The organism is Arthrobacter echini, from assembly GCF_008107445.1.
Classification (GTDB): Bacteria; Actinomycetota; Actinomycetes; order Actinomycetales; family Micrococcaceae; genus Arthrobacter_D; species Arthrobacter_D echini_A.
Genome location: NZ_VSLD01000005.1, coordinates 158,065 through 182,086 on the forward strand (window position 1 = coordinate 158,065; position 24,022 = coordinate 182,086).

Sequence of the window (24,022 nt, forward strand, 5' to 3'; positions counted from 1 at the left end):
GTGTACCTCTCCCATGCCTGCGGGGTGAGCTGTCGGGTTCGGATGGGAGTCACCCGGTCGCGGGCACCGCCGGTGGGCGGTGCTGTGCGACTTCACCCCGAGGACGCGGTCAGGAGGTCCTGTGCGCCCGGTGGAACCATGGTTCCCCCGTCTCTGCCTTCATGTGTGCGGACGAGTCCCGGTCGGCGGCAGAGCTCGGCAATCCGACCTGAAGAGCCTCACGTGGACGGAGGCACTGGATGAGAGTAACCACCCCATGCGGGATTTGTCACATTCCGGTAACGTCGCCTATTGTTCCCGCCGGCGGGAGCGCACCGCGGCCCGCGAGGGGCGACGGATCAGTGGGCGTCGACGATGGTGTCGTTCCGGCTGAACCGCCGATTCCTCAGCACCGGCAGGAACTCACGGACGTCGTCGACCCTGCGCCGCGTGACCTCGGCGCTGACAACCCCGCGTTCCTCGTTCTCCAGGTGCGCGAGCGGGATCCCCATGGGGTCGATCACGGCCGAATGACCGATGGTGTGGCCGCCGGAGGTCCCCGCTGCCGCGATCCACACCGTGTTCTCGATGGCCCGCGCCTTCAGCAGCGTCTCCCAGTGCTCGATCTTGTGCTCGCCCTCGAACCAGGCTGCCGGCACGCAGAGCAGCTCCGCGCCGTCGTCGGCCAGTGCACGCGCCTGCTCGGGGAAGCGGATGTCGTAGCAGGTCATGAGCCCCACCCGGAGACCGCCGATCTCGGCGACCTTGATGCCGCCGTCGCCGGGCTTGATGCGGGTGGACTCCTGATAGCTGAACGCATCGTACAGATGCAGCTTGCGGTAGGTGTCCACGATGCGCCCGGTCGCGTCGATGAGCACGAGGGTGTTGAACGGGCGTTCCTCCCCGCTCGGCTCGTAGCCACCGGCGACGACGGCGATCGAGTACTCGGCCGCGAGGAACGACAGCTGCTGGACGAAGGAGGTCCAGTGGGCCTCCACGGCGTCCGCGAGCGCGCCCTCCACGGCACCGATGGAGAACATCGACTCCTCGGGGAAGACGATCAGCGCGGAGCCGTCCGCACTGGCGCTCGCCGCGAGCTCCCGCATGACGCCCATGTTCACGGCGGTGTCCCCGCCGGGCCGGAACTGACCAACACTCACCTTCATACTGCCGCCCTCTCCCTGTGTCCTCCGTCCAGCCTACAGACCCGCCCGAGGCACCCCCGGAGTAGCCTGTGTGTCCATGAGGAAACCGCAGAACAACAGACGCGTGCCGCCCGGACCGGGCCAGGAATCGGTCTGGGACTATCCGAGGCCGCCCCGCGTGGAGAGGATGCCGGCGAGGATCGAGGTGCGCTTCGGCGGGCAGGTGATCGTCCGGACCAGCAACGCCGTCAGGGTCCTGGAGACGAGCCACCCGCCGGTCTACTATCTTCCGATCGAGGACTTCGTGCCCGGTGTGCTGGAGCCGGTGGAGAGCACCACGCACTGCGAGTTCAAGGGTGCTGCCGCCTACTTCGACGTCGTCGCGGGCGCCGCACGCAGCCTCCGCGGCGCCTGGACGTACCCCTCCCCCGTGCGCGGCTACGAGGAGCTCTCCACCCGGGCAGCGATCTATCCCTCACAGATGGACTCCTGCTCGGTGGACGGCGAGCAGGTCCAGGCACAGGAGGGAGATTTCTACGGCGGGTGGATCACCTCGGCCATCGTGGGCCCGTTCAAGGGTGCCGCCGGGACCTGGGGCTGGTAGCACCGCGCGCCCTGCCCCATGTCCAGGGTCCGTGAAGGTTCCACTCATCGGGCGGTCATCCCGGTTTGCTAGTGTTCCACGCTGACCCACGACGCGAGGACACATCATGGCCAGCAGGACACCAGCACGGAAGCGGTTGCTGCTCGCTGCCGCGTTCATCGGATCGGCGGCGCTCCTGAGCGCCTGCGGCGCAGCGGACGAGGCCGACGACGGGGCGGCCTCCGCCACCGCGGAATCGTCCTCCGGAGCACCCGGGGCATCCACTGAAGCGCAGCCCCAGCCAGAACCGGATCTCGAGGGCATCCCTGAGGTGGTGGCCGTGGTAAACGGGACGGACATCGGTCGTGACGAGTTCACCACCGCCTACGAGTCCCAGTTCACCCAGGCCGCGGCAGCTGCGCAGGCCGGTGGGCAGGAGCTCGATCAGGAGCAGCTGCGGACGAGCGTGGCGGACAATCTCGTCAGCGCCGAACTGCTGCGGCAGGAGGCCGAGGACCGGGGCATCGAGGCGAGCCCCGAGGCCCGCGCCGCCGCGATCGACGATCTGCTCGAGACGAGCCAGCTCGGGACCGAGGACGAGCTGCGTGCTGCCTTCGCGGAGCAGGGCCTCGAGGACGAGGAGTTCGACAGGCAACTCGCCGACCAGGTGAAGCTCGACGCGCTGCTCGCCGAGGAGGCCGGCGACACCGCACCCTCCGGCCAGGAGGTCCAGGACACCTACGACGCCGCGAAGGCGCAGCAGGAAGCAGCGGGCGAGACGGCGACGCCCATCCCGCCGCTGGACGAGGTCCGTCCCCAGATCGAGGAGCAGCTCGCCGGGGAGAAGCTCTCCGAGGCGGCGCAGAAGCTCATCGAGGAGCTGCGGGCGGATGCGGACATCTCCGTGAAGCTCTAGCCCGGATGCCCCGGAACGGCCACGCCGGGCTGCTCCGGGGCCCTGCCAAGGCTGCGGTCAGGACCCGATCAGATCGTTGATCACGATGGTCTGGTCGCGGTCCGGGCCCACACCGATGGCCGAGAAGCGGGTTCCGGAGAGCGTCTCGAGCGCTCGCACGTAGACCTGCGCGTTCGGCGGCAGATCGTCCACGGTCCGCGCCCCGGTGATGTCCTCGGTCCAGCCGTCGAAGTACTCGAAGATCGGCTTCGCGTGGTGGAAATCGGTCTGCGTCATGGGCATCTCGTCGTGGCGCACGCCGTCCACGTCGTACGCCACGCACACCGGAATGCTCTCGATGCCGGTGAGGACGTCGAGCTTCGTCACGAAGTAGTCCGTGAAGCCGTTGACGCGTGAGGCGTGGCGGGCCAGCACGGCGTCGTACCACCCGCAGCGGCGAGGACGGCCGGTGTTCACGCCGAACTCCCCGCCCTTGGTCTGCAGACGGAGGCCCATGTCGTCGAACAGTTCCGTGGGGAAGGGGCCCGCACCCACGCGCGTGGTGTACGCCTTGATGATGCCCACCGCGCGGCTGATCCGGGTGGGGCCGATCCCCGAGCCGACGCAGGCGCCGCCCGCCGTCGGGTTCGACGACGTCACGAACGGGTAGGTGCCGTGGTCGACGTCGAGGAAGGTGGCCTGGCCGCCCTCCATGAGCACCACCTTCCCGGCGTCGAGCGCCTCGTTGAGCACGAAGGTGGAGTCGATGACGAGGGGCCTCAGCCGCTCGGCGAAGGACAGGAAGTAGTCGACGACCTCCTCCACCTCGACATCGCGCCGGTTGTAGACCTTCACCAGCAGCTCGTTCTTCTGCTTGAGCGAGCCCTCGACCTTCTGCCGCAGGATCGACTCGTCGAAGACGTCCTGGACCCGCAGGCCGAGGCGGGCCACCTTGTCCATGTACGCCGGGCCGATGCCGCGTCCCGTGGTGCCGATGGCGCGCTTGCCGAGGAACCGCTCCGTGACCTTGTCCAGAACCTGGTGATACGGCGCCACGAGGTGGGCGTTGGCCGAGACGCGCAGCTTGGACGTATCGGCCCCACGGGCCTCCAGCCCGTCGATCTCCTCGAACAGGGCCTCGAGGTTGATGACGCAGCCGTTTCCGATGATCGGCACGGCGTTGGGGCTCAGGATGCCTGCGGGAAGGAGCTTGAGCTCGTACTTCTCGCCGTTGACCACCACGGTATGTCCGGCGTTGTTACCACCGTTGGGCTTGACGACGTAGTCGACCCGCCCGCCGAGCAGATCAGTGGCCTTGCCCTTGCCCTCGTCGCCCCACTGGGCTCCGACGATGACGATTGCTGGCATGGGATACTCCCCCATTCGGTACGGCGTCCCCCGCGTGCCGGGGACCAGACGCCGTGCATGAGAACGCCCCAACCGGCCGCATACTGCTCGCGGCCACTGGGGCTCTTACCGTCCGAGTTTAGCCGAGGTCCCCGGAGGTCACCGCACGGGGCCCTTCGGCGAGCGGTTCCCGTGGCTGCTCCCCACTTCTTCCCCGGCCCACCCCGAGCCGTGGACAATGGGGGCATGGACCGCTTCGTTGGACACATCGCCGGTATCGGCACCACCTCCGGCACGCGGCTCGTGATCGGCCGGTGGGACTCCTCGCCGCTCGGCGTCTTCACGGACGTCATGATGGAGGACGCCGCCGGTCACCGCACCCTGCTCGCTCCGTCGCAGGACGTGGCTGACTACGTGGGTGCCACCTACTCGTTCGACGACGTGGTCCTGTGCCCCATCTCCTCGACGCTGGTGGAGGACCGCCTCGTGGTGGACGGCGGTGAGCTGCAGGTCTTCGCCGAGATCGGCCGGATCACCGCGCTCGGACGCATGCTCGGCGTCGTCCCCCCACGCCTGGCCACGCATCCGCGGTGGCTGGCGCTCATCAATCCGCTGGCCTCTCGGCTGATCGCGGGGGTCGCCACGGCCGGTTCTGCGGGTCACGGGCGCACGGAGTACTACGGGGTCACCTCGGCCCGGGCCATCGAGGGTGCGACGGCGGCCTGGCGGGGCATGGATCTCGGCTCCCTGGCCCCCGTGAGCCCGCCGGTGCGCTTCGGTTTCAGCTCCGCTCCTCCACGCCCGCAGCTGGTGTCCGTCACCACGACCATCCGCCGCCCGGAGGACTGACCCGGCAGGCACTGTCCGCTCCATGTCCGGGCCGGCCGTCCCGCCTCCCGGTCAGTCCACCGCGTCGGCCAGGCGCGCGAGGGCCACACGGTAGTGCGGCCAGTAGCGGATGCTTCCGGGGAGCACCGGAGCCAGGACGCGCACCACGCGGCGCAGGACGGCGAACGCCAACTGCTCCCGACGCCGCCAGGGGAGGGCGTAGGCGTACCGCACCGTCGGCGGGAGGAGACCCGCGGCCAGGAGCGAGGGCACCCCTCGCAGCGGGCGCATCACCAGGGGCGGGTCCGGCGCGAGGATCTGATCCTCGATGAGGTGCGCCGTCGAACCGACGTCCAGCACAGTGCGGATCTGCTCGTGGAGATAGCGCTCCAGGGCGTCGTAGTCCGTGGGGAGAACGTCCTCGGTGACGTCGAACAACCGGGCGAACTGCGTCATGTCGCGGTAGTAGGCGTCGCGCTCCGCCGGGGTGACCGGTCGGAGGAAGATCTCGGTGACCTCGAGCGCGGTCCACACGAGGGTCGCGAACACCCACAGGGCCAACTCCGGATCGCGGGCGCTGTAGGCGGTGCCGGCGGGTATCGACGCGCCGTCGTCGGGGAGCGTCCCCCGCACCGGCCGGTGCCTGCGTGCCACCAGATCGCCGGCAGCCCCGACCTGGGCATGGTCTCCGAAGGTGACCGTCAGGACGGCGTCGAGCGTTCCGCGCAGGCGCCGCAGCGGGTCGGTGGCGAAGTCGCTGTGGGCGCGGACTCCTTCGCCGACGAGGGGATGCGCCACCTGGAGCAGGAGTGCAGCCGGCCCCCCGGCGAGAACGGTCCGCTCGCGGGCGATCCTCCACGCGGTGGAATCGGGACCGAAGAGCCCGGGGTCCCCAACGGCACCGGCCATCGGGCGCGCAGGAAAGAACCGGTCCAGGCGCCTCGTCCACGCTCGCATCCCACCACACTACCGAGCCGGTGGGCACCAGCTGCGGACCTGCCGTGCCGCCCGGTTCCGGATGGTCCGGGAAGATCGATTCAGTCGATCGAGTAGTCGCTCCCCGGGTTCCTCTCGTCAAGATACTCGCGTACCGCGCTCTTGGGCACCCGGTACGATCGTCCGAATCTGATGCTGTCGATGGTTCCCGACTGCACCAGCCGGTAGACCGTCATCTTCGACACCCGCATCATCGCGGCCACCTCTGCCACCGTGTACAACTGCTCCGTACTCATCTTCGTCGACACCCAGCCCACTCCCATTCGCCTCTGTACGTTCGTGGAGCCTTAACTCTGGGCACACCGCTACCACAAGCACAAGGACTCTGGCTACTCGTCTTCGGCCCCGGTGGCCGGACGAGTGGGCGTCCGGCCCCCGGACGGGAAGTGCTGTCGGGGACCGCTGCCGGGACCGGCGCTACCGGCCCGTGCCGTCAGGCGAGCCGGGCACTCGCCTCGGGATCGGACTCCCGCAGGAGAGCCGCGATCCGCTCCGCCTCCTCCAGCTCACCGATGGAAGCGGCCGCCCTGCCGAGGGCGTAGAGCGCCCGCAGGAAGCCGCGGTTCGGTTCATGCGAGTAGGGCACCGGACCCGTTCCGCGCCACCCGCTGCGCCGGAGCGCGTCGAGTCCGCGATGATAGCCGGTGCGGGCGAAGGCGTAGGACTCGATGGTCCGGCCCTCCGCGTACGCCTCGTCCGCGAGCACGGCCCAGACCAGCGACGACGTCGGGTGCGCAGCCGCGAGGTCGAGAGCCTCGTCCCCCGCCGCGAGGCGCTCGACCACCTCCGGCTCCTCGGGGAGCAGCGTGGCGTCGGGGCCGAGCAGATTCCTCCTGAACTCGTCGGACACGACTCAGAGCTTCTTTCCGGCCGAGCCGAGCGAGGCAGCAGCGGTGACCACACGGGCCGCGAGGCCGGCTTCGGCTGCCGCGCCCCAGACGCGGGGGTCGTAGGTCTTCTTGTTGCCCACCTCGCCGTCGATCTTCAGCACGCCGTCGTAGTTCTTCAGCATGTGGTCGGCCACCGGACGCGTGAAGGCGTACTGGGTGTCGGTGTCGATGTTCATCTTGATGACCCCGTAGGAGACGGCGTCGGCGATCTCCTGCTCGGAGGAACCGGAACCGCCGTGGAACACGAGGTCGAACGGCTTGTCCTTGCCGAGCTTCTGGCCCACCTTCTCCTGGATCTCCTTGAGGATCTCCGGGCGCAGTTTGACGCCACCGGGCTTGTAGACGCCGTGCACGTTGCCGAACGTCAGGGCCGTGATGTAGCGGCCGTGCTCCCCCGCGCCGAGAGCGTCGATGGTCGCCAGGGCGTCCTCGACCGTGGTGTAGAGCTTGTCGTTGATGGCGTTCTCCACGCCGTCCTCCTCGCCTCCGACGGTGCCGATCTCCACCTCGAGGATCATCTTGGCCGCGGCCATGCGGGGCAGGATCTCCCGGGCAATACGCAGGTTGTCCTCGAGCGTCTCCGCGGACCCGTCCCACATGTGCGAGTTGAAGACCGGGTCCCGTCCGTTCTTCACGGCGTCCTCGGAGGCAGCGAGCAGGGGCAGCACGAGGTCGTCCAGCTTGTCCTTGGGGCAGTGGTCGGTGTGCAGGGCGATGTTGACGTCGTACTTCTTCGCCACCTCCTTCGCGAAGGCCGCGAAGCCGAGCGCGCCGGCCACCATGTCCTTCACGCTCGCTCCGGACCAGTAGGCGGCACCGCCCGTGGAGACCTGCACGATGCCGTCCGAGCCGGCCTCGGCGAAGCCGCGCATCGCCGCGTTGAGGGTCTGGGAGGACGTCACGTTGACGGCGGGGAAGGCGAAACCGTCGGCCTTCGCACGGTCGAGCATCTCGGCGTAGACATCAGGGGTGGCAATAGGCATGCTGAACTCCTTCTAGGTAGGTGCTTGCCTCATCCTAGCGAGCGGACCTGCCGGGCGCAGGGGTACGTCCGGGGTTCAGACCTGCTGGCCGAAGGCGTGCCGCCGGACCCAGCCGTGCATCGCGATCGCCGCAGCGGCCGAGGCGTTGATGGAGCGGGTGGACCCGAACTGGGCGATCGACAGCGTGGCCTCCGCCGCCTCGTGCACCTCGGGCGTCAGGCCGGGGCCCTCCTGCCCGAACACCAGCACGCAGCGCTCCGGCAGCTCATAGGTCTCCAGGGGTACGGAGTCCGGGAAGTTGTCGATCCCGATCACGGCCAGTCCCTCCGCATCGGCCCACGCGACGAAGTCGGCCACATCCGGGTGATGGCGCACGTGCTGGTAGCGGTCCGTGACCATGGCGCCGCGCCTGTTCCACCGGCGTCGCCCGATGATGTGGACCTCCTTCGCGAGGAACGCGTTCGCGGTCCGCACCACGGAGCCGATGTTGAGGTCGTGCTGCCAGTTCTCGATGGCCACGTGGAACTGGTGCCGCCGCACGTCGAGCTCCGCCACGATCGCCTCGTGCGTCCAGTACCGGTACCGGTCGACGACGTTGCGGGTGTCTCCTGCTGCCAGCAGCTCGCTGTCCCAGTGCTCGCCGTCGGGCCACGGGCCCTCCCAGGGGCCCACCCCGACCCTCGGTGGCGCGGCGGGATCGTCCGTGGTGGCGCCGGCGTCGGGCAAGGTTTCCTTCACCGTCCAAGCGTAGTGTGCCGCCGAGGTGGGAGACTGGCACCGGCAGGTTGCCCGAATCCACCCCGTGAAAGGAAGCTCATGCACGAGAACGAACACATTGAGTGCTGGCTCACCGACATGGACGGCGTGCTGGTGCACGAGAACCATGCGATCCCCGGCGCCGCGGAACTGATCGAGCGCTGGGTGGCCACCTCGAAGCGCTTCCTCGTCCTGACGAACAACTCGATCTACACACCGCGCGACCTCGCCGCACGTCTGTTGGCCTCCGGGCTCGAGATCCCGGAGGAGAATCTCTGGACCTCCGCGCTCGCCACGGCCCAGTTCCTCTCCGATCAGCTGCCGGGCGGCCGGGCGTTCGTGATCGGCGAGGCGGGGCTGACGACGGCGCTGCACGAGGCCGGGTTCGTCCTCACGGATACGAATCCCGACTACGTGGTGCTCGGGGAGACCCGCACGTACTCCTTCGAGGCGATCACCAAGGCCGTGCGCCTCATCCTCGACGGCGCCCGCTTCATCGCCACGAACCCGGATGTCACGGGTCCGTCCAAGGAGGGGCCCATGCCGGCGACCGGGGCCGTGGCCGCGATGATCACGGCCGCCACCAGCCGCGTCCCCTACGTGGTCGGGAAGCCGAATCCCATGATGTTCCGCTCGGCCATGAACCGGATCGACGCCCACTCGGAGACGACGGCGATGATCGGGGACCGCATGGACACCGACATCATCGCGGGGATGGAGGCGGGGCTCCACACCGTGCTCGTGCTCAGTGGCATCACCCAGCCTGAGGACATCGACACCTACCCGTTCCGGCCCGCGCAGATCTGCACGTCGGTCGCCGACCTGATCGAGCAGGTCTGACCGCATCCGGGCTCCTAGAACGCCGTCTTCCGCGTGCCGCCGCCCGCCACCGGCAGGTACTCGCGCTGCACCGCCGTGAGGATCGGGGCGTAGATGTCCGCGTTCCACTGCGGACTCGCGTGGGCCGGTAGCGCACCCGCCGTCACGTAGTCGGTGGCCACCACGTTGTCGGGCAGTGCCCGGGCCCACCCGGCAGGCGCCGTCGAGTAGTCCACCACCTCGTCGTCCGGGTTCCCCGCGAAGACGATCCTCGTGTCGCCGAGGGACAACCTGAAGCGTGACACGTCGAAGTGGTAGATGTACGAGGACTCCGACTGGACGAGCCGGCTGCTGGGGGCCAGCGGGGAGAGCTGCTCGAGCGACTGCTGCATGACCTGGGTCCAGGTGCGCTCGTTCTTGTGGGCGATGCGTTCGCCGAGCTCGTAGGTTCCCCGCAGACTGATCGGGACGCTGAGCCCGGCATCGTAGAGTCTGACGACGCCGTTGAACATGCGCTGGTCACGGACGTCGAAGCGGCTGGACGGCGAGGAGTCGAGGACCACCAGTTCCACCGGGATGCCGCGGTCCCGCAGGCGCGCCGCCACTTCGACGGCGACCATCCCGCCGAAACTGTGACCGTAGAAGTAGAGCCTCTCCAGCCGGAAGTTCGCCACGATGGCGTTGATGTCGAGGCCGCGGTTCGAGTACCCCATCGCGGCCATCTGCCCGCGCCGGGAGAGGGCCGGGCGGAGCGAGTCGAGGATCCAGAGCCCTTCCTCCCAGCTCGTCTTGTACCCGGGGAAGAGCACCCAGCGGTCCCTCGGGAACCGCCGTCGGGCCCGCTCGTCGTCGAGAGGAAGAATGCGGTTCTGCTGCCGCTGGTTCTGGATGATGCGCGTGGCCACGAGGTCCGTGCCGAGGGCCGCCGCCGCCGCCGAACCCATGAGGAAGGACCTGCGCGAGGACACATGGAAGTCCCTCGCCCGTCGAAGGGCCCCGCCGTCGTCCACCATGCACTGTTCCTAGGGAAGACCCAGTTCGTCCTTGCCGAAAGCGAAGAGGTAGGGCACTGCGGCTTCCGACTCGATGCGTTCCTTCGAACCCGTATCCCGATCGACGATCACGGCGACCGCACGCACATCCCCTCCGGCGCGACGCACGCCGTCGACCGCGGTCAGTGCCGAGCCCCCCGTCGTGGAGGTGTCCTCCAGCACGACGACGGCGCGGCCGGCCACCGCCGGCCCCTCGACCTGGCGGCCCATCCCGTGGGTCTTCTGGGTCTTGCGCACCACGAAGGCGTCGATGGGGCGACCGGCCTGCGCTGCCGCGTGCATCACGGCGGTGCCTACCGGATCGGCGCCCATCGTGAGCCCGCCGGCGGCCTCGAAGGCGATCCCGGCGCCGTCGAGCAGCTGGAGCATGACACGGCCCACGAGTGCGGACGCCTCATGGTGCAGCGTGATGCGGCGGAGGTCGATGTAGTAGTCGGCCTCGACGCCGCTGGAGAGCGTGACGCGCTCGTGCACCACGGCGAGTTCCTTGATCAGCTCGAGGAGCCGGGTGCGATCGGCGGTCGGCGCGGGAGTCTCGGCGGTCATGCGGCCAGTCTATCCAGCGCGCGGGCACCGCGGTGCGCTCCGGGCCGGAGCCGTGATCCCGCCTCGTCCGCCGGATAATTTTCCGCAGCGATCCGGGGACTTCGACGCGCGGGACCCCCGGATTCGACGGCGAGTCGTAGCCCGACACGCGTCCGCCCGGCCCGATGTCCCCGGATCAGCACCGCTGGCCGGTGCTGTTGTGCACATAGCAGCTTGCTCTCCTCAACGGCCGTCTTGCCCGAGGTGGAATCGACCCATGGATGCCGTCACCGCCCTCGCACTCGCCGGATCGGTGGCGAGGACGAACCGGCTCGTGGAACAGGGAGTCAAGCACCGGGAGATCGCGCTGCAGGTACGGTCCGGGACCGTCATCCGGCTACGACAGGGTGTTCTCGCGCTCCCGGAGGCGCCGCAGGATCTCGTCACCGCGACACTGCACGCCGGTCGCCTCACCTGCGCCTCGGCCGCCCGGCACTACGTCCTGTGGCTCCTGCACCCACCTGTGGCCCATCATCTGTGCTCCCATGCCCGCGCGCAGCAGCAATGGGTCAACCATCACCGGCAGCTCTCCGTGCCCGTGCACCCGACCCTTCCACTGGTCGGCCCGGTGGACGTCCTGATCCATGCTCTCCACTGCCTGCCGGCGCTCGATGCCGCGGTCATGGTGGAGAGCTCGCTCCGACGCGCCGACACCGTCCGGCCGTTCCTTCTCGATCGCCTGCAGGGCAACCGCAACGGCCCTGCACGCGCGGCACTCGACCTGGTGACAGGAACGGCGGAGTCAGCACTGGAGGTCGTCGCCCGCGTCCTGTTCTCCCGCGCCGGGATCCACCTCCAGTGCCAGGTGCAGCTCGACCTCCGGACGGCTACGAGGACGTGAGGTTCCACGCGGATGCGGTCCTCTCACAGGTTCTCACCGTCCTCTCCGGTCGTCCGCTCCGCTGAACGGCCCGGCGTCCGACCATGCGTTGGACCCCGTTTCGGATCGCCATCCATGACCTGTGAGAGACCGCGTCCGGTCCGGTTCCCCAACGGCAATGCCGGGGAGCCTGACCCGGTCCGAATCAGCCTGTGCCATGCCGGAAAGCTCGAGCCCGGCCCGGCATCGCTGTCTGTGACCTGTAAGAGATCGAGCCCGGCCCGGCTCGCAAGTTGCAACGCCCGAAAGCTCGAGCCCGGTCCGAGTCAATCAGTTCGGATTCGGGGAGTTCGGGCTCATGCTGTTCGGATCCGGGGAGTTCGGATCGGTCCCACGGCTCCAGCCCGGCGTGTCGTGGGCCGACACCCTATGCGCAGCGGCAATCCCCCCGTACCAGAGCGGCTCAGGCCGACACCCCAGGACGGCTTCGGGCGACACCCCGGGACCGGGCCGCGCCGAGATCCCCGAACGGGCGTGGCGCCACCGAATGCCGCACCTCGCGGTACCCCTCAACACTCCGGGCTCCGGCAGCGGTTCAATGCGTGACCCTCTCCCGGGTCGTAGGCTCGTAGTTCCACGCCTACCAGGAGCAGTGAAGGGCCCATGCCACGCGGAACAGCACCCCGACCCCACAGTCCACTCGGCACCAGATCCTGGCCCGACGGTTTCCTCTGGGGATCCGCCACTGCCGCGGCCCAGGTCGAGGGCGCCAGCCACGAGGACGGCAAGGAGGACTCCATCTGGGACGCCTTCGCCAGCGTCCCTGGTGCCATCGCGAACGGAGAAACCCTGCAGGACGCCGTGCAGCACTACCGGCGCATGCCCGAGGACGTCGCGATCATGAAGACGCTCGGACTCGATGCGTATCGTTTCTCGACGAGCTGGGCCCGCGTGCGCCCGGGCGATCGCGCTCCGAACACCGCGGGCCTCGACTTCTACTCCCGCCTGGTGGACGAACTGCTCGAGGCCGGGATCCTGCCTTGGCTCACCCTCTACCACTGGGACCTCCCACAGGCACTCGAGGAGAAGGGCGGCTGGGCCAACCGCGACACCGCCCACCGCTTCGTCGAGTACGCCGACGATGTCCACTCCGTCCTGGGCGACCGCGTGCACCACTGGACCACCTTCAACGAGCCGTTCTGCTCGTCGCTGCTCGGCTACGCCGCCGGAGTCCATGCTCCCGGACGCCAGGACCCGAGGGCAGCCGTCGCAGCCATCCACCATCAGCATCTGGCCCACGGGCTGGCGGTCACCGAACTGCGCTCGCGCGGCGTCGAACAGCTGGGGATCACGCTCAATCTCAGCAATGCGCTCCCCCGGGACCCCTCGGATCCCGTGGACCTGGACGCCGCACGTCGCTTCGATTCGCTCCAGAACAGGATCTTCCTCGACCCCATCCTCCGCGGCGCCTACCCCGAGGACACCCTGGCCGATCTCGAGCAGTTCGGCCTGCGGGAGATCATCCAGCCCGGCGACCTGGACGTCATCGGCACGCCCATCGACTTCCTCGGCGTGAATCACTATCACGACGATCTCATCAGCGGGCACCCCACCACCGAGGACGGCGACGGCCACTCGGGTGGCGCACCGCGCCCGACGTCGTCGTGCTGGATCGGCTCGGAGGACATCGCCTTCCCCAGTCGTGGACTGCCGCGCACCGCCATGAACTGGGAGGTCAATCCGGACGGGCTGCGGAAGCTCCTCGTGCGACTCGGGGAGGAGTACGAGAATCTCCCTCCGCTCTACGTCACCGAGAACGGCGCGGCGTACGACGACGTCGTCGCCTCCGACGGAGCCGTCCACGACGTCGAGCGGACAGCGTTCGTCCTGGACCACATCGCAGCCGTCGGGGAGGCCATCGACCAGGGCGCCGACGTGCGCGGCTACTTCGTCTGGTCCCTGCTCGACAACTTCGAGTGGTCCTGGGGCTACGGCAAACGCTTCGGCGTGGTCCGCGTGGACTACGGGACCTTCGAACGGACGATCAAGGACAGCGGTCTGGCCTACGCGCGGGTGATCGCCGCAGCGACGTGACCTCCGACCGCCGAACTCGTAACGAGCACGAAACCTGGCGCGAGTAGCCTTGGACCATGCGTGATATGCAGGCAGAGATCATCCGGGCCATGGGCGTCGAGCCCACCATCGACCCCGCGGCGGAGGTCCGCCGCCGGGTCTCGTTCCTGAAGGACTACCTCCGCGCCACGGGCACCCGCGGATTCGTGCTCGGCATCAGTGGCGGGCTCGACTCCACGCTCGCCGGCAAGCTCGCCCAGCTCGCCGTCGACGAGCTCCGCACCGAGGGCGTCGACGCCGACTTCGTGGCCGTGCGGCTCCCCTATCAGGTGCAGCACGACGAGGACGATGCGCAGGCCGCCCTGGCGTTCATCCAGCCTCGCTCCTCGCAGGTGTTCAATGTGGCACAGGCTGTCGACGGCGTCGAGCAGGAGTACACCGACGCGACGGGCGAGCCGATCTCCGACTTCACCAAGGGCAATGCGAAGGCACGCGTGCGCATGGTGGCCCAGTACGCCATCGCGGGCCAGCGCAACCTGCTCGTGATCGGGACGGACCATGCGGCCGAATCGGTGACGGGCTTCTTCACCAAGTTCGGGGACGGCGGCGCGGACATCCTGCCGCTGTACGGACTCGACAAGCGCCAGAACCGTGCGCTGCTGCGGCAACTCGGGGCGCCGGCGGCGCTGGCGGACAAGATTCCCACGGCCGATCTCCTGGACGGCTCTCCCGGGAGGAGCGACGAGCAGGAACTCGGGCTCACCTACGACCAGATCGACGACTACCTCGAGGGCCGCGAGGTCGCCGTCGAGACAGCCGAGAAGATCGAGCACCGCTACCGGATCACGCGGCACAAGCGCACGGTGCCCGTGAGCATCCTCGATTCCTGGTGGCGGGAGCCGTAGGGGCCGTTGGTAACGTAGGGACCGTGAAGATCGCGACCTGGAACGTCAATTCCCTCCGTGCCCGTGCAGATCGAGTCGAAGCCTGGCTCGGGAGGTCCGACGTCGACGTCCTGGCCATCCAGGAGACGAAGTGCAAGGACGAGAACTTCCCGTGGGACCTGTTCGAGAACAGCGGCTTCGAGGTGGCGCACTTCGGCTTCAGCCAGTGGAACGGCGTGGCCATCGCGTCCCGGGTAGGGCTCGACGACGTCGAGCGCACGTTCACCGACCAGCCCACCTTCGGCAAGCCGGGGCAGGAGGCCGTCCAGGAGGCACGGGCGATCGGCGCCACCTGCGGCGGAGTGCGTGTGTGGAGCCTGTACGTGCCGAACGGGCGCGCCCTCGACGACCCGCACATGCCCTACAAGATCGAGTGGCTCGACACCCTCAGGGGCAACGCCGAGCGATGGGTCGCGGAGGACCCGACCGCCCAGCTGGCGCTCATGGGCGACTGGAACATCGCGCCGCAGGACGACGACGTCTGGGACATCGACCTCTTCGTGAACGGCGGCTACACCCACGTCAGCCCCCAGGAGCGTGCAGCCTTCCAGTCGTTCCTCGATTCCGGTTTCGCCGACGTGGCACGTCCCTACACGCCCGGCCCGGGCCTCTACACCTACTGGGACTACAAGCAGCTGCGGTTCCCCAAGAAGGAGGGCATGCGCATCGACTTCGTACTCGGCTCCCCTGCCCTTGCCGAACGCGTCACCGGCGCCTCCGTGGACCGCGAGGAGCGCAAGGGCAAGGGCGCCTCGGATCATGCGCCAGTGATCGTGGAGCTCAGCGGGTCGTGAATCCGCTCGCCGGTGGTGCCCAGTCGTTTCCCTACGTCTCCTACCTGCGCATCTATGAGCCGATCGAGGCCTTCTCCGATGCCCAGCAGCTCGCGATCCTCGCCCAGCGCGGCCGGGAGCGCCACCGGATCGATTCCATCGAGCACGAGCAGTCGCTGCGCAGGATCCTGCGAACACTCTCTGATCCGTTCCCGCACCACGAGACCGAGCTCGTGCGCACCACGCACTTCCCCGGACCGAGCGGGTCGACGGCCCCGTACTACTGCCCCAATCAGCTCGCCGTCCGGACCACTCTCGCGGCGGAATCGCTCGACCAGAACCTCCGCGGCCCGCTGATCGACGTCCTGGTGCCCGAGGCCGCCCGTGAAGCCCATCAGGCCAGACTCGACCAGGACACCTTCGCCGACTCGGCCGCCAAGCTGCACACCCGATCAGCCACATGGGGTGTCCCGTTCGCCTGGTTCGCACTCATCCACGAGGACGATCTCACCGAGGTGGTCGAGGACGACGGTCGGGTGCAGACGGTCCGGATCACCGCGCGCATCGGCGACTGCATCGATCGTGGCCGTCGGTCCATCGCCCACCTCGCGGTGGCGGCGCCGGAGATGGACCTGCTCGACGAGATCACGGAGATCGTCGACTGGCTGGAAGTGTTCAGGCGGGACGCCGTGGTCGAGGTGGACTACGGTCCGGTGGCCGAGCGCGTCTTTCCCGACGACTCGCCCTCCGACGTCCGGCTGGGCATCGAGAGCCTGGCCGAGGCGGACATGCTGGGCGCAGCGGCGTCGTACCGACGCCTGGCGTCGCGGTGGATCCCGATCCGCCAGCTCGCCCGCGCCTCCTGAGCCCTACCTGCGCTGCACTGGGCGCGCACGTCATGCTCCCCACAGGCACGTGGCCCGGAAGCTTCCGCCCGTCATGATGGTGCAGCCGCCTCAGGAACCGATTCGCCCCGTCGATGCCCGCTCCACCAGCGCGTGCGGCCGGGACGGCGGGTAGTCCGCGGCGGCGCCGCGGGTCAGCTCCCCGAGCAGGAGGTCGGCGGCGAAGGCTCCCTGGTCCTCGGGATCCTGCCGGATGGTGGTCAGTCCCATGGGTTCGGCGAACTCGTGGTCGTCGATCCCGATCACGGACAGCTCGCCCGGGACGTCGATCCCGAGTTCGGCGGCCGCCCGCAGCACGCCGAACGCCATCTCGTCGGAGGAGCAGAAGACCGCCGTCGGCCGGTCCGTCGGATCGGCGAGCAACGTGAGCGCTGCGACCCGCGCGGTGGTGAACCGGAAGTCGCCGAACGCGGACCACTCCTCGCGGACAGCGAGGCCGTGGAGCTGCATGGTCCGCCGGAAGGCCTGCTCACGCAGGCGCGGTACCTCGAAGTCGATGTCGAAGGATCCGCCCCCGCGCATGTGGGCGATCCTCGTGTGCCCCAGCGAGATCAGGTACTCCACTGCGTCCGCGGCCGCCCGGGCATCATCGATCCCGACGTGCCGTACGCCCTCCAGCGCACCGCCCACCGAGATGCTCGGGTACTCGAGCTCCTGGAGGGCCAGCCGCTCCTCCTCCGTGAGGTGCATGCACATGACCAGGAGGGCGTCGATGCGCTTCCTGAGGATGGAGCGGTGGAACACGCGCTCCCGATTGGCGCCGCTGCCACCCAGGCTGAACACGATGAGGTCGTAGCCCGCCGCGCGCAGTCTTCGGTCGACCCCATCGAGCACGGCCGAGAAGTACCACCGGTTGATCGCGGGGACCAGCACGCCCATCGCCATGGTCCTGCCGGTGGCGAGCCCCCGCGCTGCCGACGACGGCACGTAGCCGAGGGCCGCCGCAGCCGTGGTGACCCGGGCGCGGGTCTCCTCGGACACCCCCGGCAGTCCGCGCAACGCTCGCGACACCGTGGCCGTGGAGACCCCGAGCGAGGCGGCGACGTCGTCGATGCCGATCATTGCTCAGCCCTTCAACCCGCCTGCCAGCAGGCCGCGGACGAAGTAGCGCTGCAGCCCGAAGAAGACGGCGAGCGGCACCACGATCGACACGAATGCCCCGGCCGTGAGGCGCTGCCATTCCCCGCCGCGCGAGCCCTGGAGCTCCGCCAAGCGCTGCGTGATGGGGGCGACGTCGGCCCCTCCGCCGGAGAACACGAGGGCCACGAGGAGATCGTTCCAGAGCCAGAGGAACTGGAAGATCCCGAAGGAGGCGAGAGCCGGCGTCGCGAGCGGGACGATGATCCGCCAGAAGATAATGCTGTGGCCGGCTCCGTCCACCCGTGCCGCTTCGATGACCTCGCCCGGGATCTCGGCGATGAAGTTGTGCAGGAGGAAGATCGCCAGGGGCAGACCGAAGATTGTGTGAGCCACCCAGAGCTGCGCGTAGGTGCCGCTCGGTAGGAGCTGGAAGTCGCCGATCGCCAGGACCTTCGTGAACAGCTGCAGCAGCGGGATCAGTGCCATCTGGAGTGGGACGATCTGCAGCGCGAAGACGAAGATGAACAGGCCGTCCTTACCCCGGAACCGGCCCCACGCGAACATATAGGCCGCCATGGATCCCAGCACGAGGGTGAAGATCGTTCCCGGGATCACGATCGCCAGCGAGTTGACGAAGTACGAGAGCAGATTGGGCGACTGGCTCCCGCCCGGGCTGAGGACATCGGCGTAGTTCTCCAGCGTGAACTGCCGGTCCGTGACGACGTTCCACCAGCCGTTGCCCTTGATGTTCGACTCGGGGCGGAAGGACGAGATGAGGAGCCCGAAGGTGGGGATGGTCCAGATGACGGCGATGATGATCGCCGCCGCCGTGGCACGCCTGGAGGTCAGCTTCTGCTTCACCCGCTTCTGCTGGGTGGATCTGCCCTGCGTGGCGTCGTCCTTGACCTCGGGCAGGAGGTCCTTCCTGTTCTCCACGGGCACGGTGCTCATCGGATCTCCTTCTGCTTGCGGAGCAGCCGGGCGTTGTAGACCACCACGGGAAGCACCATCAGGAACAGGACCAGGGCCAGCGCGGCGCCGCGCCCGGGCTCTCCCGCCCGGAACGCCTGGGTGTACATCTCATTGGCGACGACCGAGGTCTCGTACTGACCCGCCGTCATGGTCCGCACGATGTCGAACACCTTCAGCGTCCCGATGGTGATCGTGGTGACGACCACGATCAGCGAGCCCCGGATGGTGGGGATGGTGACGTTCCGGAACTGCTGCCACGCGCTGGCGCCGTCGAGCCTCGCCGCTTCGACGATCTCCGTGGGAATCCCCTTGATGGCCGCGGACAGGACCACCATGGCGAATCCGGTCTGGATCCAGATCATCACGGCGATCAGGAAGAACGTGTTCGCCGGAGCGTCGAGCAGGAACTGCCTGGGTTCCTGCCCCAGCCAGACGAGCACCTGGTTGAGCAGTCCGATCTGGTCCTGCCCGGCGCCCTTGTAGGCGTAGACGAAGCGCCAGATGACGCCGGCTCCCACGAAGGAGATCGCCATCGGCATGAAGACGAGGGCCTTCAGTGCCTTCTCGCCGCGCGCACGGTCGATGAACACGGCGTAGGCGAGACCGATCGAGGAGGCCAGCAGCGGCACGAGCACGACCCAGATCAGGGTGTTCCTCAGGGTCACCAGGGCCTCCGGCTGGGTGAACAGCCAGGCGAAGTTCTCGAGTCCGACGAAGTCGCCGTCGCGGTTCGTCAGCGACAGGTAGGAGGTCTGGAGCGCGGGGAACACCAGCCCGACGGCGAGGAGCACCAGCGCCGGAGCCAGGAAGGCCGCGACCTGGATCTTCTCGCGCCCGCTCTTCGGAGCACGGTCCACGACAAGCATGATCAGGCCGATGATCGCCGCGAAGATGGCGAGCCCCACCACTACCTGTATGCCTTTATCTGCGATTTCTTCCACAGCACAGCCTCCTTGGCGCGCTTGTCGGGTGTCCCGGGAACGGACCAGGGCGCCGCCCGGAGGGAGCGCCCTGGTCCATCGACGTCGGTCGGTGCCGGGCCCGTTCAGGACCCCGGCACCGACCGTCCGCGGATCAGGAGGAGGGCCAGCTGTCCTCGACGGACTTCGTGATCTCGTCCGTGGAGGAGCCGTTGATCCAGTTCACGATGCCGCTCCAGAAGGAGTTGGCGCCGACCGCGCCGGGCATCAGGTCCGATCCGTCGAAGCGGAAGACCGTGTCGGAATCCTGCAGGAGTTCGATCGACTGGCGGTCGAGGTCGGACTGCGCGATCTCCGGATCGAGCCCCTTGTTGGCGCTGATGGCTCCGCCCTGCGAGACGCGGGCGTTGGCGAACTCGGCACTGGCCAGGTACTGCTGCATCGCCTGGACCTCGGGGCGATCGGCGTAGGCGCCGATCAGCTCACCGCCGCCGGTGATCGCGGTGCCCATGGACTCGTCGATCGGAGGCGTCATGAATGCCCAGACGTCGCCGTCCTCGGCCACGACGGTCTCCTCCGGCCAGTTGTTGGCCTGGAACGAGGCCTGGTGATGCATGGCGCACGTGCCGTCGAGGACCGGCTGACCTGCGTCGGCGAAGGGAGTGGAGAGGATGGAGCGCACATCACCGAAGCCGCCGTTGACGTACTTGTCGTCCTTGAGGATCTCACCGACGCGGTCGAACGACTCGACGATCTGCGGATCGTCGAAGGGGATCTCGTGCGCCACCCACTGGTCGTACACCTCGGGGCCGTTGGCGCGCAGGACGGCGTCCTCGACCCAGTCCGTTCCGGGCCAGCCCGTGGCCTCCCCGGACTCGAAACCGGCGCACCAGGGCTTCATGTCCGGTTCGTCGGCTGCGATCTTCTCGGTCAGCGTCATCATCTCGTCCCACGTGGCCGGGATCTCCCAGCCCTTCTCCTCGAAGGTCGCCGGCACGTACCAGACGTAGCCCTTGACGTTCGCGAGCATCGGGGCGGCGTAGAAGGTGCCGTCGACCGTGCCGTAGTTCTTCCAGTCCTCCGACCAGTTCTCGTCCACGAGGTCGGAGACCTCCTGGGGCGCGGGGACGAGATTGGACGCCTGGGCCGCCAGCAGCCCGGGCTGCGGGAAGATGGCGAGATCCGGGGCGGTGCCGCCCTGGGCGCGGACGCCGATCTGTGTCTCGAACTCCTTGGACCCCTCGTAGGCGACGTCGATCCCCGTGCACTCGGCGAAGTCCGTCCAGGAGTTCTCCAGCCTCTCGGCCTCGATGTCGACGATGGTCGAGTAGACACTGACCTCCGTGTCCTCGAACGTCCCGTAGGACTCGTAGTCGGCGCAGTCGGTGTCACTGCCCGATCCTCCTGCGTCGTCCGACCCTCCGTCACCGCAGCCCGCGAGGGCCAGCAGGGAGACGCTGAGGGCCGCGATGGGCAGGGTCAACTTCCGTGAGCGAGTTCTCGCCATTGCACAGACTCCTTCGTCCTGCGGTCCACAGTGCTCTTCGTGGTGGACGACTACTGCTTCCACCTGCTGCTGTGCCGCTTCGTCCTGAATATGTACCGTCACAGTAAGCGCTTACATCGCGTCCGACAACGGCGATTCGTGTGACGACCGTTTCGATACGCAACTGTGACCCGTCTCACCCCGCAGTGCGGGTCGTCGTCCGCAGTGGGGGATCCGGAGCTACGCCTCTCGCACAGGGGTTCGACCGTCCGGCACAGCCCCTCGGTCAGGGATGCTCGCAGTGCTGCCCGAGCCAGTCCTGCACGGGCTCCATGGCGCGCCGGAAGGTTGCCTCGTCGAAGGTGCCCGAGCCCGTGGGCGGCGCCTCGACCGAGTGTGCGAGGGCAACGAAGTCGTCCTGCAGATCGGCGGGGAGCTTGTCCCTGAGGTCCAGGAGTTCCTGCTCGAGTTCCACCAGCTGGCCGTGGTCCTCGGTGGAGCGCAGGCTCAGTGGCGCCAGCATGGCGGTGGTGAGCCCACCGGCGACGATCACGCAGTGGGGGGAGGGTCCTGCTCCCGTCGACGTCCCGGCGTCCCCGGACCCGGCCCCGGGAGTGCCGTCCTCGGATCCTGCGTCATCCGGAGCCGGGGCAGCGGAGGCATCCTCCTCGGCCGTCGGCACGGCGTGCGGTTCGGCGGGCATGGTGAGCGTTGCCCCTGCCGGTGGGCCCATATCCTGGTTGCATCCGGTCAGGGCCACGGCAAGGACGCAGAGACCGACGACGGGATGCAGGATTCTCACGGAAGCCCTTTCGTCTCGATACCGGAATCGACCACACGGAGCCGGCTCCGTCCCCACGGTGCCGCATCCGAGGCAGCCCCCGGCCCTGGAGGCATGCACCGTGATGCTACTGGTCCAATCCCGGCGTTGGCTGGGAGAGGCGTTGGCTGGGAGGCATTGCCGTCGACGTGATGGTGCCGCCGATGAGCAGCGGACATGACGGCATGAAAAAAACCCCGCGCTCCGTGGGGAACAGCGGGGTCTTCAGCGGTGGCTCCGACCGGCGTCGATCCGGTGACCTTTCGATTTTCAGTCGAACGCTCTACCAACTGAGCTACAGAGCCTTGCGACCATCGTGGAGATGATCACCGTATCCAGCCCGACCGGTATCCTCGAGGGGATCCAGCCGCCTGAGCGACCCTGACGGGACTTGAACCCGCGACCTCCGCCGTGACAGGGCGGCGCGCTAACCAACTGCGCTACAGGGCCTTGCTAACTTCATGTGCCGTTTTGCACGAGCTTCAGCCTATCAGCACTTACTGCTCCGATCGACCGCCCGCGAGGGCCACCCATGCGTACCCCCAACGGGATTCGAACCCGTGCTGCCGCCGTGAAAGGGCGGTGTCCTAGGCCGCTAAACGATGGGGGCCTGGACCATCCAGAGGTCCTGCGATCCATCGGACAGCGCGCATTTCCGGAGGATCATTCCCTGGCGTGGACCTACAGAACTATAGGTCCAGATCACCGATTACACAAAATCTCCGTTGCCCCGCTCGGCCGTCGGGGCGCCTCGCGCCAGGGGTCCCTCTCCCTGCCCGGGCGCCGTCGGCCGCGCCGGGGTCGGTACGATCGAAGCGTGCCCTTCGAGATGAGCCTGACCGAGTTCGAGGAGGCCGTCGACGACGCGATAGACCGCATCCCCGACGATCTCGCGCGGTCCATGGACAACGTGGCCATCTTCGTGGTGGAGGAGTATGATCCCGGTCCCGCCGAGCCTGCTGACACACAGCTCCTGGGGCTCTACGAGGGCACGCCGTTGACCGAGCGTGATGCGTGGTGGGACGCGGGTTCGCTCCCGGACCGCATCAGCATCTTCCGCGGACCGCTCATGAGGCTCTGCGACTCCAGGGAGGAACTCGTGGAGGAGATCCTGGTGACGGTCGTCCACGAGATCGCCCACCACTTCGGCATCTCCGACGAACGGCTCCACGAACTCGGCTGGGGCTGACGACGCCCGACCCGCACTGCGCTAGCCGGCGGGGGCGATCATGGGTCCGAAGGAATCCCGGTCCTCGAGCCGGGGGTCAGCCCTGTCAGGGACCACCAGCACCGGCCCGCGGGCGTGGTGCAGCACTCCCTGGCTCGTCGAGCCCACGAGCATCCCGGTGAAGCCGCCGCGACCCCGCGTACCGACGACCAGCAGCTCCGAGGTCGCCGACGCCTCGATCAGGACCTCGGCCGGGGACCCGTCCACGAGATCCACATGAATCTCGACATCCGGGAAGTGGCTCTTCAACCACTGCTGCCCGGCTGTGAGCTGAACGGCGAGATCCGCGTGGAGCGCCTCCCTGTCCACCGGCGCCGGCACCCAGGAGAGCGAGCCGCTGAAGGGCGCCACCGAGCAGATCACGCGGAGGGCGAGACCCCTGGACCGGGCTTCCTCTGCGGCGACCAGCGACGCCATGCGGGCCTGCTCCGAACCGTCCACCCCGACCACGACGATCGGCTCGACCGCTGCGGGCTGCGTGCCGGCATCCCTGCCCGGGGTGCTGCCCAGCTCCGGGCGCCCAAGACGTGCCGAGGCGCAGATGGGGATGATCGCCGTCGGGCACTTGGCGTGCGCGGGCAGGGCGCTGCTGACCGAGCCGAGCAGGCGCCCCACGAAACCACCACGACCACGCGAACCCACCACCATCAGTTCCGCCTGCTCGGAGAGGTCCAGGAGGACCCCTGCCGCATCACCCGTCTCGATCCTGGGCCGCACCTCGATGTCCATGTCCTGCACCTGGGCCAGCGCGCCGTCCAGGACGGCCTGGGCGCTGTCCCTGATGACGTCGTCGTCGACGACGGCGTACCCGGCATCCATGCTCGAGGCCGCGAAGACCGGGACGGTGTAGGCCGTCACCACGTACAGCGGAGTGCGGCGCCGTCGTGCCTCCGCCGCCGCCCACAGCAGGGCGCACGTACCCTGGTCCGAGCCGTCCACTCCGACGACGATTCCGTGCTGCGCCGGTGACTGCGACGATTCCTCTACATCTCCGTTGCCCACGAGAGGCCTCCCTCGGTCGCGTGTCCCCACCGCCTCGCGCGGCCGGTCCCCCATTTGTAACCCACAGCAGAAGATCGGTCTATCAAGTGTCCGAAAAGTTATATAGGCTGCAGGAACCCGTGGCGGGGGGTCCGATCATCT

General features: G+C 68.4%; 25 protein-coding genes, 3 tRNA genes and 1 riboswitch. Of the genes, 10 read left to right on the forward strand and 18 right to left on the reverse strand.

Going from position 1 to position 24,022, the window contains the following annotated elements; translation table 11 throughout:
* Position 1: 1 nt before the first annotated feature.
* Positions 2–183, reverse strand: a riboswitch (cyclic di-AMP (ydaO/yuaA leader).
* A gap of 155 nt (positions 184–338) precedes the next feature.
* Positions 339–1,145, reverse strand: coding sequence for a carbon-nitrogen hydrolase family protein (locus FQ377_RS11195; RefSeq protein ID WP_148601345.1), 807 nt, complete (start codon positions 1,143–1,145; stop codon positions 339–341).
* Between the two features lie 76 nt (positions 1,146–1,221).
* Here FQ377_RS11195 and FQ377_RS11200 point away from each other — a divergent pair, with 76 nt between their 5' ends.
* Both FQ377_RS11200 and FQ377_RS11205 read left to right on the forward strand, forming a co-directional pair.
* Positions 1,222–1,728 (forward strand): DUF427 domain-containing protein, encoded by a 507-nt coding sequence (locus FQ377_RS11200; RefSeq protein ID WP_148601346.1) that lies wholly within the window; start codon positions 1,222–1,224, stop codon positions 1,726–1,728.
* Positions 1,729–1,834: 106 nt separating this feature from the next.
* Complete coding sequence (locus FQ377_RS11205; RefSeq protein WP_148601347.1) at positions 1,835–2,623, forward strand: SurA N-terminal domain-containing protein; 789 nt, start codon at positions 1,835–1,837, stop codon at positions 2,621–2,623.
* A gap of 57 nt (positions 2,624–2,680) precedes the next feature.
* On the opposite strand, the gene FQ377_RS11210 is transcribed toward FQ377_RS11205, so the two are convergent.
* Complete coding sequence (locus tag FQ377_RS11210; RefSeq protein WP_148601348.1) at positions 2,681–3,970, reverse strand: adenylosuccinate synthase; 1,290 nt, start codon at positions 3,968–3,970, stop codon at positions 2,681–2,683.
* A 225-nt stretch (positions 3,971–4,195) separates the two neighbouring features.
* Between FQ377_RS11210 and FQ377_RS11215 the strand changes: the two genes are divergently transcribed.
* Complete coding sequence (locus FQ377_RS11215) at positions 4,196–4,798, forward strand: hypothetical protein (RefSeq protein WP_148601349.1); 603 nt, start codon at positions 4,196–4,198, stop codon at positions 4,796–4,798.
* A 51-nt stretch (positions 4,799–4,849) separates the two neighbouring features.
* Here FQ377_RS11215 and FQ377_RS11220 read toward each other — a convergent pair whose 3' ends face one another.
* The 5 genes from FQ377_RS11220 to FQ377_RS11240 all read right to left on the reverse strand — a co-directional run bounded on the left by FQ377_RS11220 (position 4,850) and on the right by FQ377_RS11240 (position 8,384).
* Positions 4,850–5,686, reverse strand: a complete 837-nt coding sequence (locus FQ377_RS11220) for an oxygenase MpaB family protein (protein WP_187393341.1) — start codon at positions 5,684–5,686, stop codon at positions 4,850–4,852.
* 128 nt (positions 5,687–5,814) lie between these two features.
* Entirely contained in the window at positions 5,815–6,036 is a 222-nt protein-coding gene (locus FQ377_RS11225; RefSeq protein WP_262364414.1) for a helix-turn-helix domain-containing protein, read from the reverse strand.
* A 170-nt stretch (positions 6,037–6,206) separates the two neighbouring features.
* The gene (locus FQ377_RS11230) at positions 6,207–6,623 is read right to left on the reverse strand and encodes a DUF3151 domain-containing protein (RefSeq protein WP_148601352.1); all 417 of its coding nucleotides are present in this window, start codon (positions 6,621–6,623) and stop codon (positions 6,207–6,209) included.
* A gap of 3 nt (positions 6,624–6,626) precedes the next feature.
* Complete coding sequence (gene fbaA / locus FQ377_RS11235) at positions 6,627–7,646, reverse strand: class II fructose-bisphosphate aldolase (protein ID WP_148601353.1); 1,020 nt, start codon at positions 7,644–7,646, stop codon at positions 6,627–6,629.
* 75 nt (positions 7,647–7,721) lie between these two features.
* Positions 7,722–8,384, reverse strand: coding sequence for a TrmH family RNA methyltransferase (locus FQ377_RS11240; RefSeq protein ID WP_148601354.1), 663 nt, complete (start codon positions 8,382–8,384; stop codon positions 7,722–7,724).
* 78 nt (positions 8,385–8,462) lie between these two features.
* On the opposite strand from FQ377_RS11240, the gene FQ377_RS11245 reads away from it, so the two are divergent.
* Positions 8,463–9,242, forward strand: coding sequence for an HAD-IIA family hydrolase (locus FQ377_RS11245; protein ID WP_148601355.1), 780 nt, complete (start codon positions 8,463–8,465; stop codon positions 9,240–9,242).
* A gap of 14 nt (positions 9,243–9,256) precedes the next feature.
* Here FQ377_RS11245 and FQ377_RS11250 read toward each other — a convergent pair whose 3' ends face one another.
* Both FQ377_RS11250 and pyrE read right to left on the reverse strand, forming a co-directional pair.
* Positions 9,257–10,234 carry a thioesterase domain-containing protein gene (locus FQ377_RS11250; protein ID WP_148601356.1) on the reverse strand — a complete coding sequence of 326 codons (978 nt, stop codon included), beginning with the start codon at positions 10,232–10,234 and terminating at the stop codon, positions 9,257–9,259.
* Between the two features lie 9 nt (positions 10,235–10,243).
* On the reverse strand, positions 10,244–10,819 hold the full coding sequence (gene pyrE / locus FQ377_RS11255) for an orotate phosphoribosyltransferase (RefSeq protein WP_148601357.1): 576 nt from the start codon (positions 10,817–10,819) through the stop codon (positions 10,244–10,246).
* Positions 10,820–11,075: 256 nt separating this feature from the next.
* On the opposite strand from pyrE, the gene FQ377_RS11260 reads away from it, so the two are divergent.
* From FQ377_RS11260 to FQ377_RS11280, 5 genes are all read left to right on the forward strand, one after another.
* Positions 11,076–11,699 carry a hypothetical protein gene (locus FQ377_RS11260; protein ID WP_148601358.1) on the forward strand — a complete coding sequence of 208 codons (624 nt, stop codon included), beginning with the start codon at positions 11,076–11,078 and terminating at the stop codon, positions 11,697–11,699.
* Positions 11,700–12,341: 642 nt separating this feature from the next.
* The gene (locus FQ377_RS11265) at positions 12,342–13,772 is read left to right on the forward strand and encodes a GH1 family beta-glucosidase (RefSeq protein WP_148601359.1); all 1,431 of its coding nucleotides are present in this window, start codon (positions 12,342–12,344) and stop codon (positions 13,770–13,772) included.
* A 56-nt stretch (positions 13,773–13,828) separates the two neighbouring features.
* Positions 13,829–14,656, forward strand: a complete 828-nt coding sequence (gene nadE, locus FQ377_RS11270; RefSeq protein ID WP_148601360.1) for an ammonia-dependent NAD(+) synthetase — start codon at positions 13,829–13,831, stop codon at positions 14,654–14,656.
* A gap of 23 nt (positions 14,657–14,679) precedes the next feature.
* A complete protein-coding gene (locus FQ377_RS11275; RefSeq protein ID WP_148601361.1) occupies positions 14,680–15,489 on the forward strand; it encodes an exodeoxyribonuclease III in 810 nt (269 codons plus the stop codon).
* Positions 15,486–16,334, forward strand: a complete 849-nt coding sequence (locus tag FQ377_RS11280) for a DUF8083 family protein (protein WP_148601362.1) — start codon at positions 15,486–15,488, stop codon at positions 16,332–16,334. The genes FQ377_RS11275 and FQ377_RS11280 overlap by 4 nt, the downstream gene beginning before the upstream one ends.
* A gap of 90 nt (positions 16,335–16,424) precedes the next feature.
* Here the strand turns inward: FQ377_RS11280 and FQ377_RS11285 are convergent, their stop codons facing one another.
* The 8 genes from FQ377_RS11285 to FQ377_RS11320 form a co-directional block, all read right to left on the reverse strand.
* A complete protein-coding gene (locus FQ377_RS11285) occupies positions 16,425–17,435 on the reverse strand; it encodes a LacI family DNA-binding transcriptional regulator (protein WP_148601363.1) in 1,011 nt (336 codons plus the stop codon).
* A gap of 3 nt (positions 17,436–17,438) precedes the next feature.
* Positions 17,439–18,404 carry a carbohydrate ABC transporter permease gene (locus FQ377_RS11290; RefSeq protein ID WP_148601364.1) on the reverse strand — a complete coding sequence of 322 codons (966 nt, stop codon included), beginning with the start codon at positions 18,402–18,404 and terminating at the stop codon, positions 17,439–17,441.
* The gene (locus FQ377_RS11295) at positions 18,401–19,366 is read right to left on the reverse strand and encodes a carbohydrate ABC transporter permease (RefSeq protein ID WP_148601365.1); all 966 of its coding nucleotides are present in this window, start codon (positions 19,364–19,366) and stop codon (positions 18,401–18,403) included. The genes FQ377_RS11290 and FQ377_RS11295 overlap by 4 nt, the downstream gene beginning before the upstream one ends.
* 133 nt (positions 19,367–19,499) lie before the next feature.
* On the reverse strand, positions 19,500–20,852 hold the full coding sequence (locus FQ377_RS11300; protein WP_148601366.1) for an ABC transporter substrate-binding protein: 1,353 nt from the start codon (positions 20,850–20,852) through the stop codon (positions 19,500–19,502).
* A gap of 265 nt (positions 20,853–21,117) precedes the next feature.
* Complete coding sequence (locus FQ377_RS11305; RefSeq protein WP_148601367.1) at positions 21,118–21,633, reverse strand: hypothetical protein; 516 nt, start codon at positions 21,631–21,633, stop codon at positions 21,118–21,120.
* Positions 21,634–21,883: 250 nt separating this feature from the next.
* Positions 21,884–21,956, reverse strand: a tRNA-Phe gene (locus FQ377_RS11310).
* A gap of 71 nt (positions 21,957–22,027) precedes the next feature.
* Positions 22,028–22,101: transfer RNA gene (locus tag FQ377_RS11315), tRNA-Asp, on the reverse strand.
* 87 nt (positions 22,102–22,188) lie between these two features.
* Positions 22,189–22,261: transfer RNA gene (locus FQ377_RS11320), tRNA-Glu, on the reverse strand.
* 219 nt (positions 22,262–22,480) lie between these two features.
* Here FQ377_RS11320 and FQ377_RS11325 point away from each other — a divergent pair.
* On the forward strand, positions 22,481–22,840 hold the full coding sequence (locus FQ377_RS11325; RefSeq protein ID WP_148601397.1) for a metallopeptidase family protein: 360 nt from the start codon (positions 22,481–22,483) through the stop codon (positions 22,838–22,840).
* A gap of 21 nt (positions 22,841–22,861) precedes the next feature.
* Here FQ377_RS11325 and FQ377_RS11330 read toward each other — a convergent pair whose 3' ends face one another.
* A complete protein-coding gene (locus tag FQ377_RS11330) occupies positions 22,862–23,881 on the reverse strand; it encodes a universal stress protein (RefSeq protein ID WP_262364415.1) in 1,020 nt (339 codons plus the stop codon).
* Positions 23,882–24,022 lie beyond the last annotated feature (141 nt).

What these genes read in the sequence shown, in the direction of transcription:
- FQ377_RS11195 (WP_148601345.1), bottom strand. Translation starts at nt 1,145, where the DNA reads ATGAAGGTGAGTGTTGGTCAGTTCCGGCCCGGCGGGGACACCGCCGTG.
- FQ377_RS11200 (WP_148601346.1), top strand. Translation starts at nt 1,222, where the DNA reads ATGAGGAAACCGCAGAACAACAGACGCGTGCCGCCCGGACCGGGCCAG.
- FQ377_RS11205 (WP_148601347.1), top strand. Translation starts at nt 1,835, where the DNA reads ATGGCCAGCAGGACACCAGCACGGAAGCGGTTGCTGCTCGCTGCCGCG.
- FQ377_RS11210 (WP_148601348.1), bottom strand. Translation starts at nt 3,970, where the DNA reads ATGCCAGCAATCGTCATCGTCGGAGCCCAGTGGGGCGACGAGGGCAAG.
- FQ377_RS11215 (WP_148601349.1), top strand. Translation starts at nt 4,196, where the DNA reads ATGGACCGCTTCGTTGGACACATCGCCGGTATCGGCACCACCTCCGGC.
- FQ377_RS11220 (WP_187393341.1), bottom strand. Translation starts at nt 5,686, where the DNA reads ATGGCCGGTGCCGTTGGGGACCCCGGGCTCTTCGGTCCCGATTCCACC.
- FQ377_RS11225 (WP_262364414.1), bottom strand. Translation starts at nt 6,036, where the DNA reads ATGGGAGTGGGCTGGGTGTCGACGAAGATGAGTACGGAGCAGTTGTAC.
- fbaA (WP_148601353.1), bottom strand. Translation starts at nt 7,646, where the DNA reads ATGCCTATTGCCACCCCTGATGTCTACGCCGAGATGCTCGACCGTGCG.
- FQ377_RS11245 (WP_148601355.1), top strand. Translation starts at nt 8,463, where the DNA reads ATGCACGAGAACGAACACATTGAGTGCTGGCTCACCGACATGGACGGC.
- FQ377_RS11250 (WP_148601356.1), bottom strand. Translation starts at nt 10,234, where the DNA reads ATGGTGGACGACGGCGGGGCCCTTCGACGGGCGAGGGACTTCCATGTG.
- pyrE (WP_148601357.1), bottom strand. Translation starts at nt 10,819, where the DNA reads ATGACCGCCGAGACTCCCGCGCCGACCGCCGATCGCACCCGGCTCCTC.
- FQ377_RS11260 (WP_148601358.1), top strand. Translation starts at nt 11,076, where the DNA reads ATGGATGCCGTCACCGCCCTCGCACTCGCCGGATCGGTGGCGAGGACG.
- FQ377_RS11265 (WP_148601359.1), top strand. Translation starts at nt 12,342, where the DNA reads ATGCCACGCGGAACAGCACCCCGACCCCACAGTCCACTCGGCACCAGA.
- nadE (WP_148601360.1), top strand. Translation starts at nt 13,829, where the DNA reads ATGCGTGATATGCAGGCAGAGATCATCCGGGCCATGGGCGTCGAGCCC.
- FQ377_RS11285 (WP_148601363.1), bottom strand. Translation starts at nt 17,435, where the DNA reads ATGATCGGCATCGACGACGTCGCCGCCTCGCTCGGGGTCTCCACGGCC.
- FQ377_RS11290 (WP_148601364.1), bottom strand. Translation starts at nt 18,404, where the DNA reads ATGAGCACCGTGCCCGTGGAGAACAGGAAGGACCTCCTGCCCGAGGTC.
- FQ377_RS11300 (WP_148601366.1), bottom strand. Translation starts at nt 20,852, where the DNA reads ATGGCGAGAACTCGCTCACGGAAGTTGACCCTGCCCATCGCGGCCCTC.
- FQ377_RS11325 (WP_148601397.1), top strand. Translation starts at nt 22,481, where the DNA reads ATGAGCCTGACCGAGTTCGAGGAGGCCGTCGACGACGCGATAGACCGC.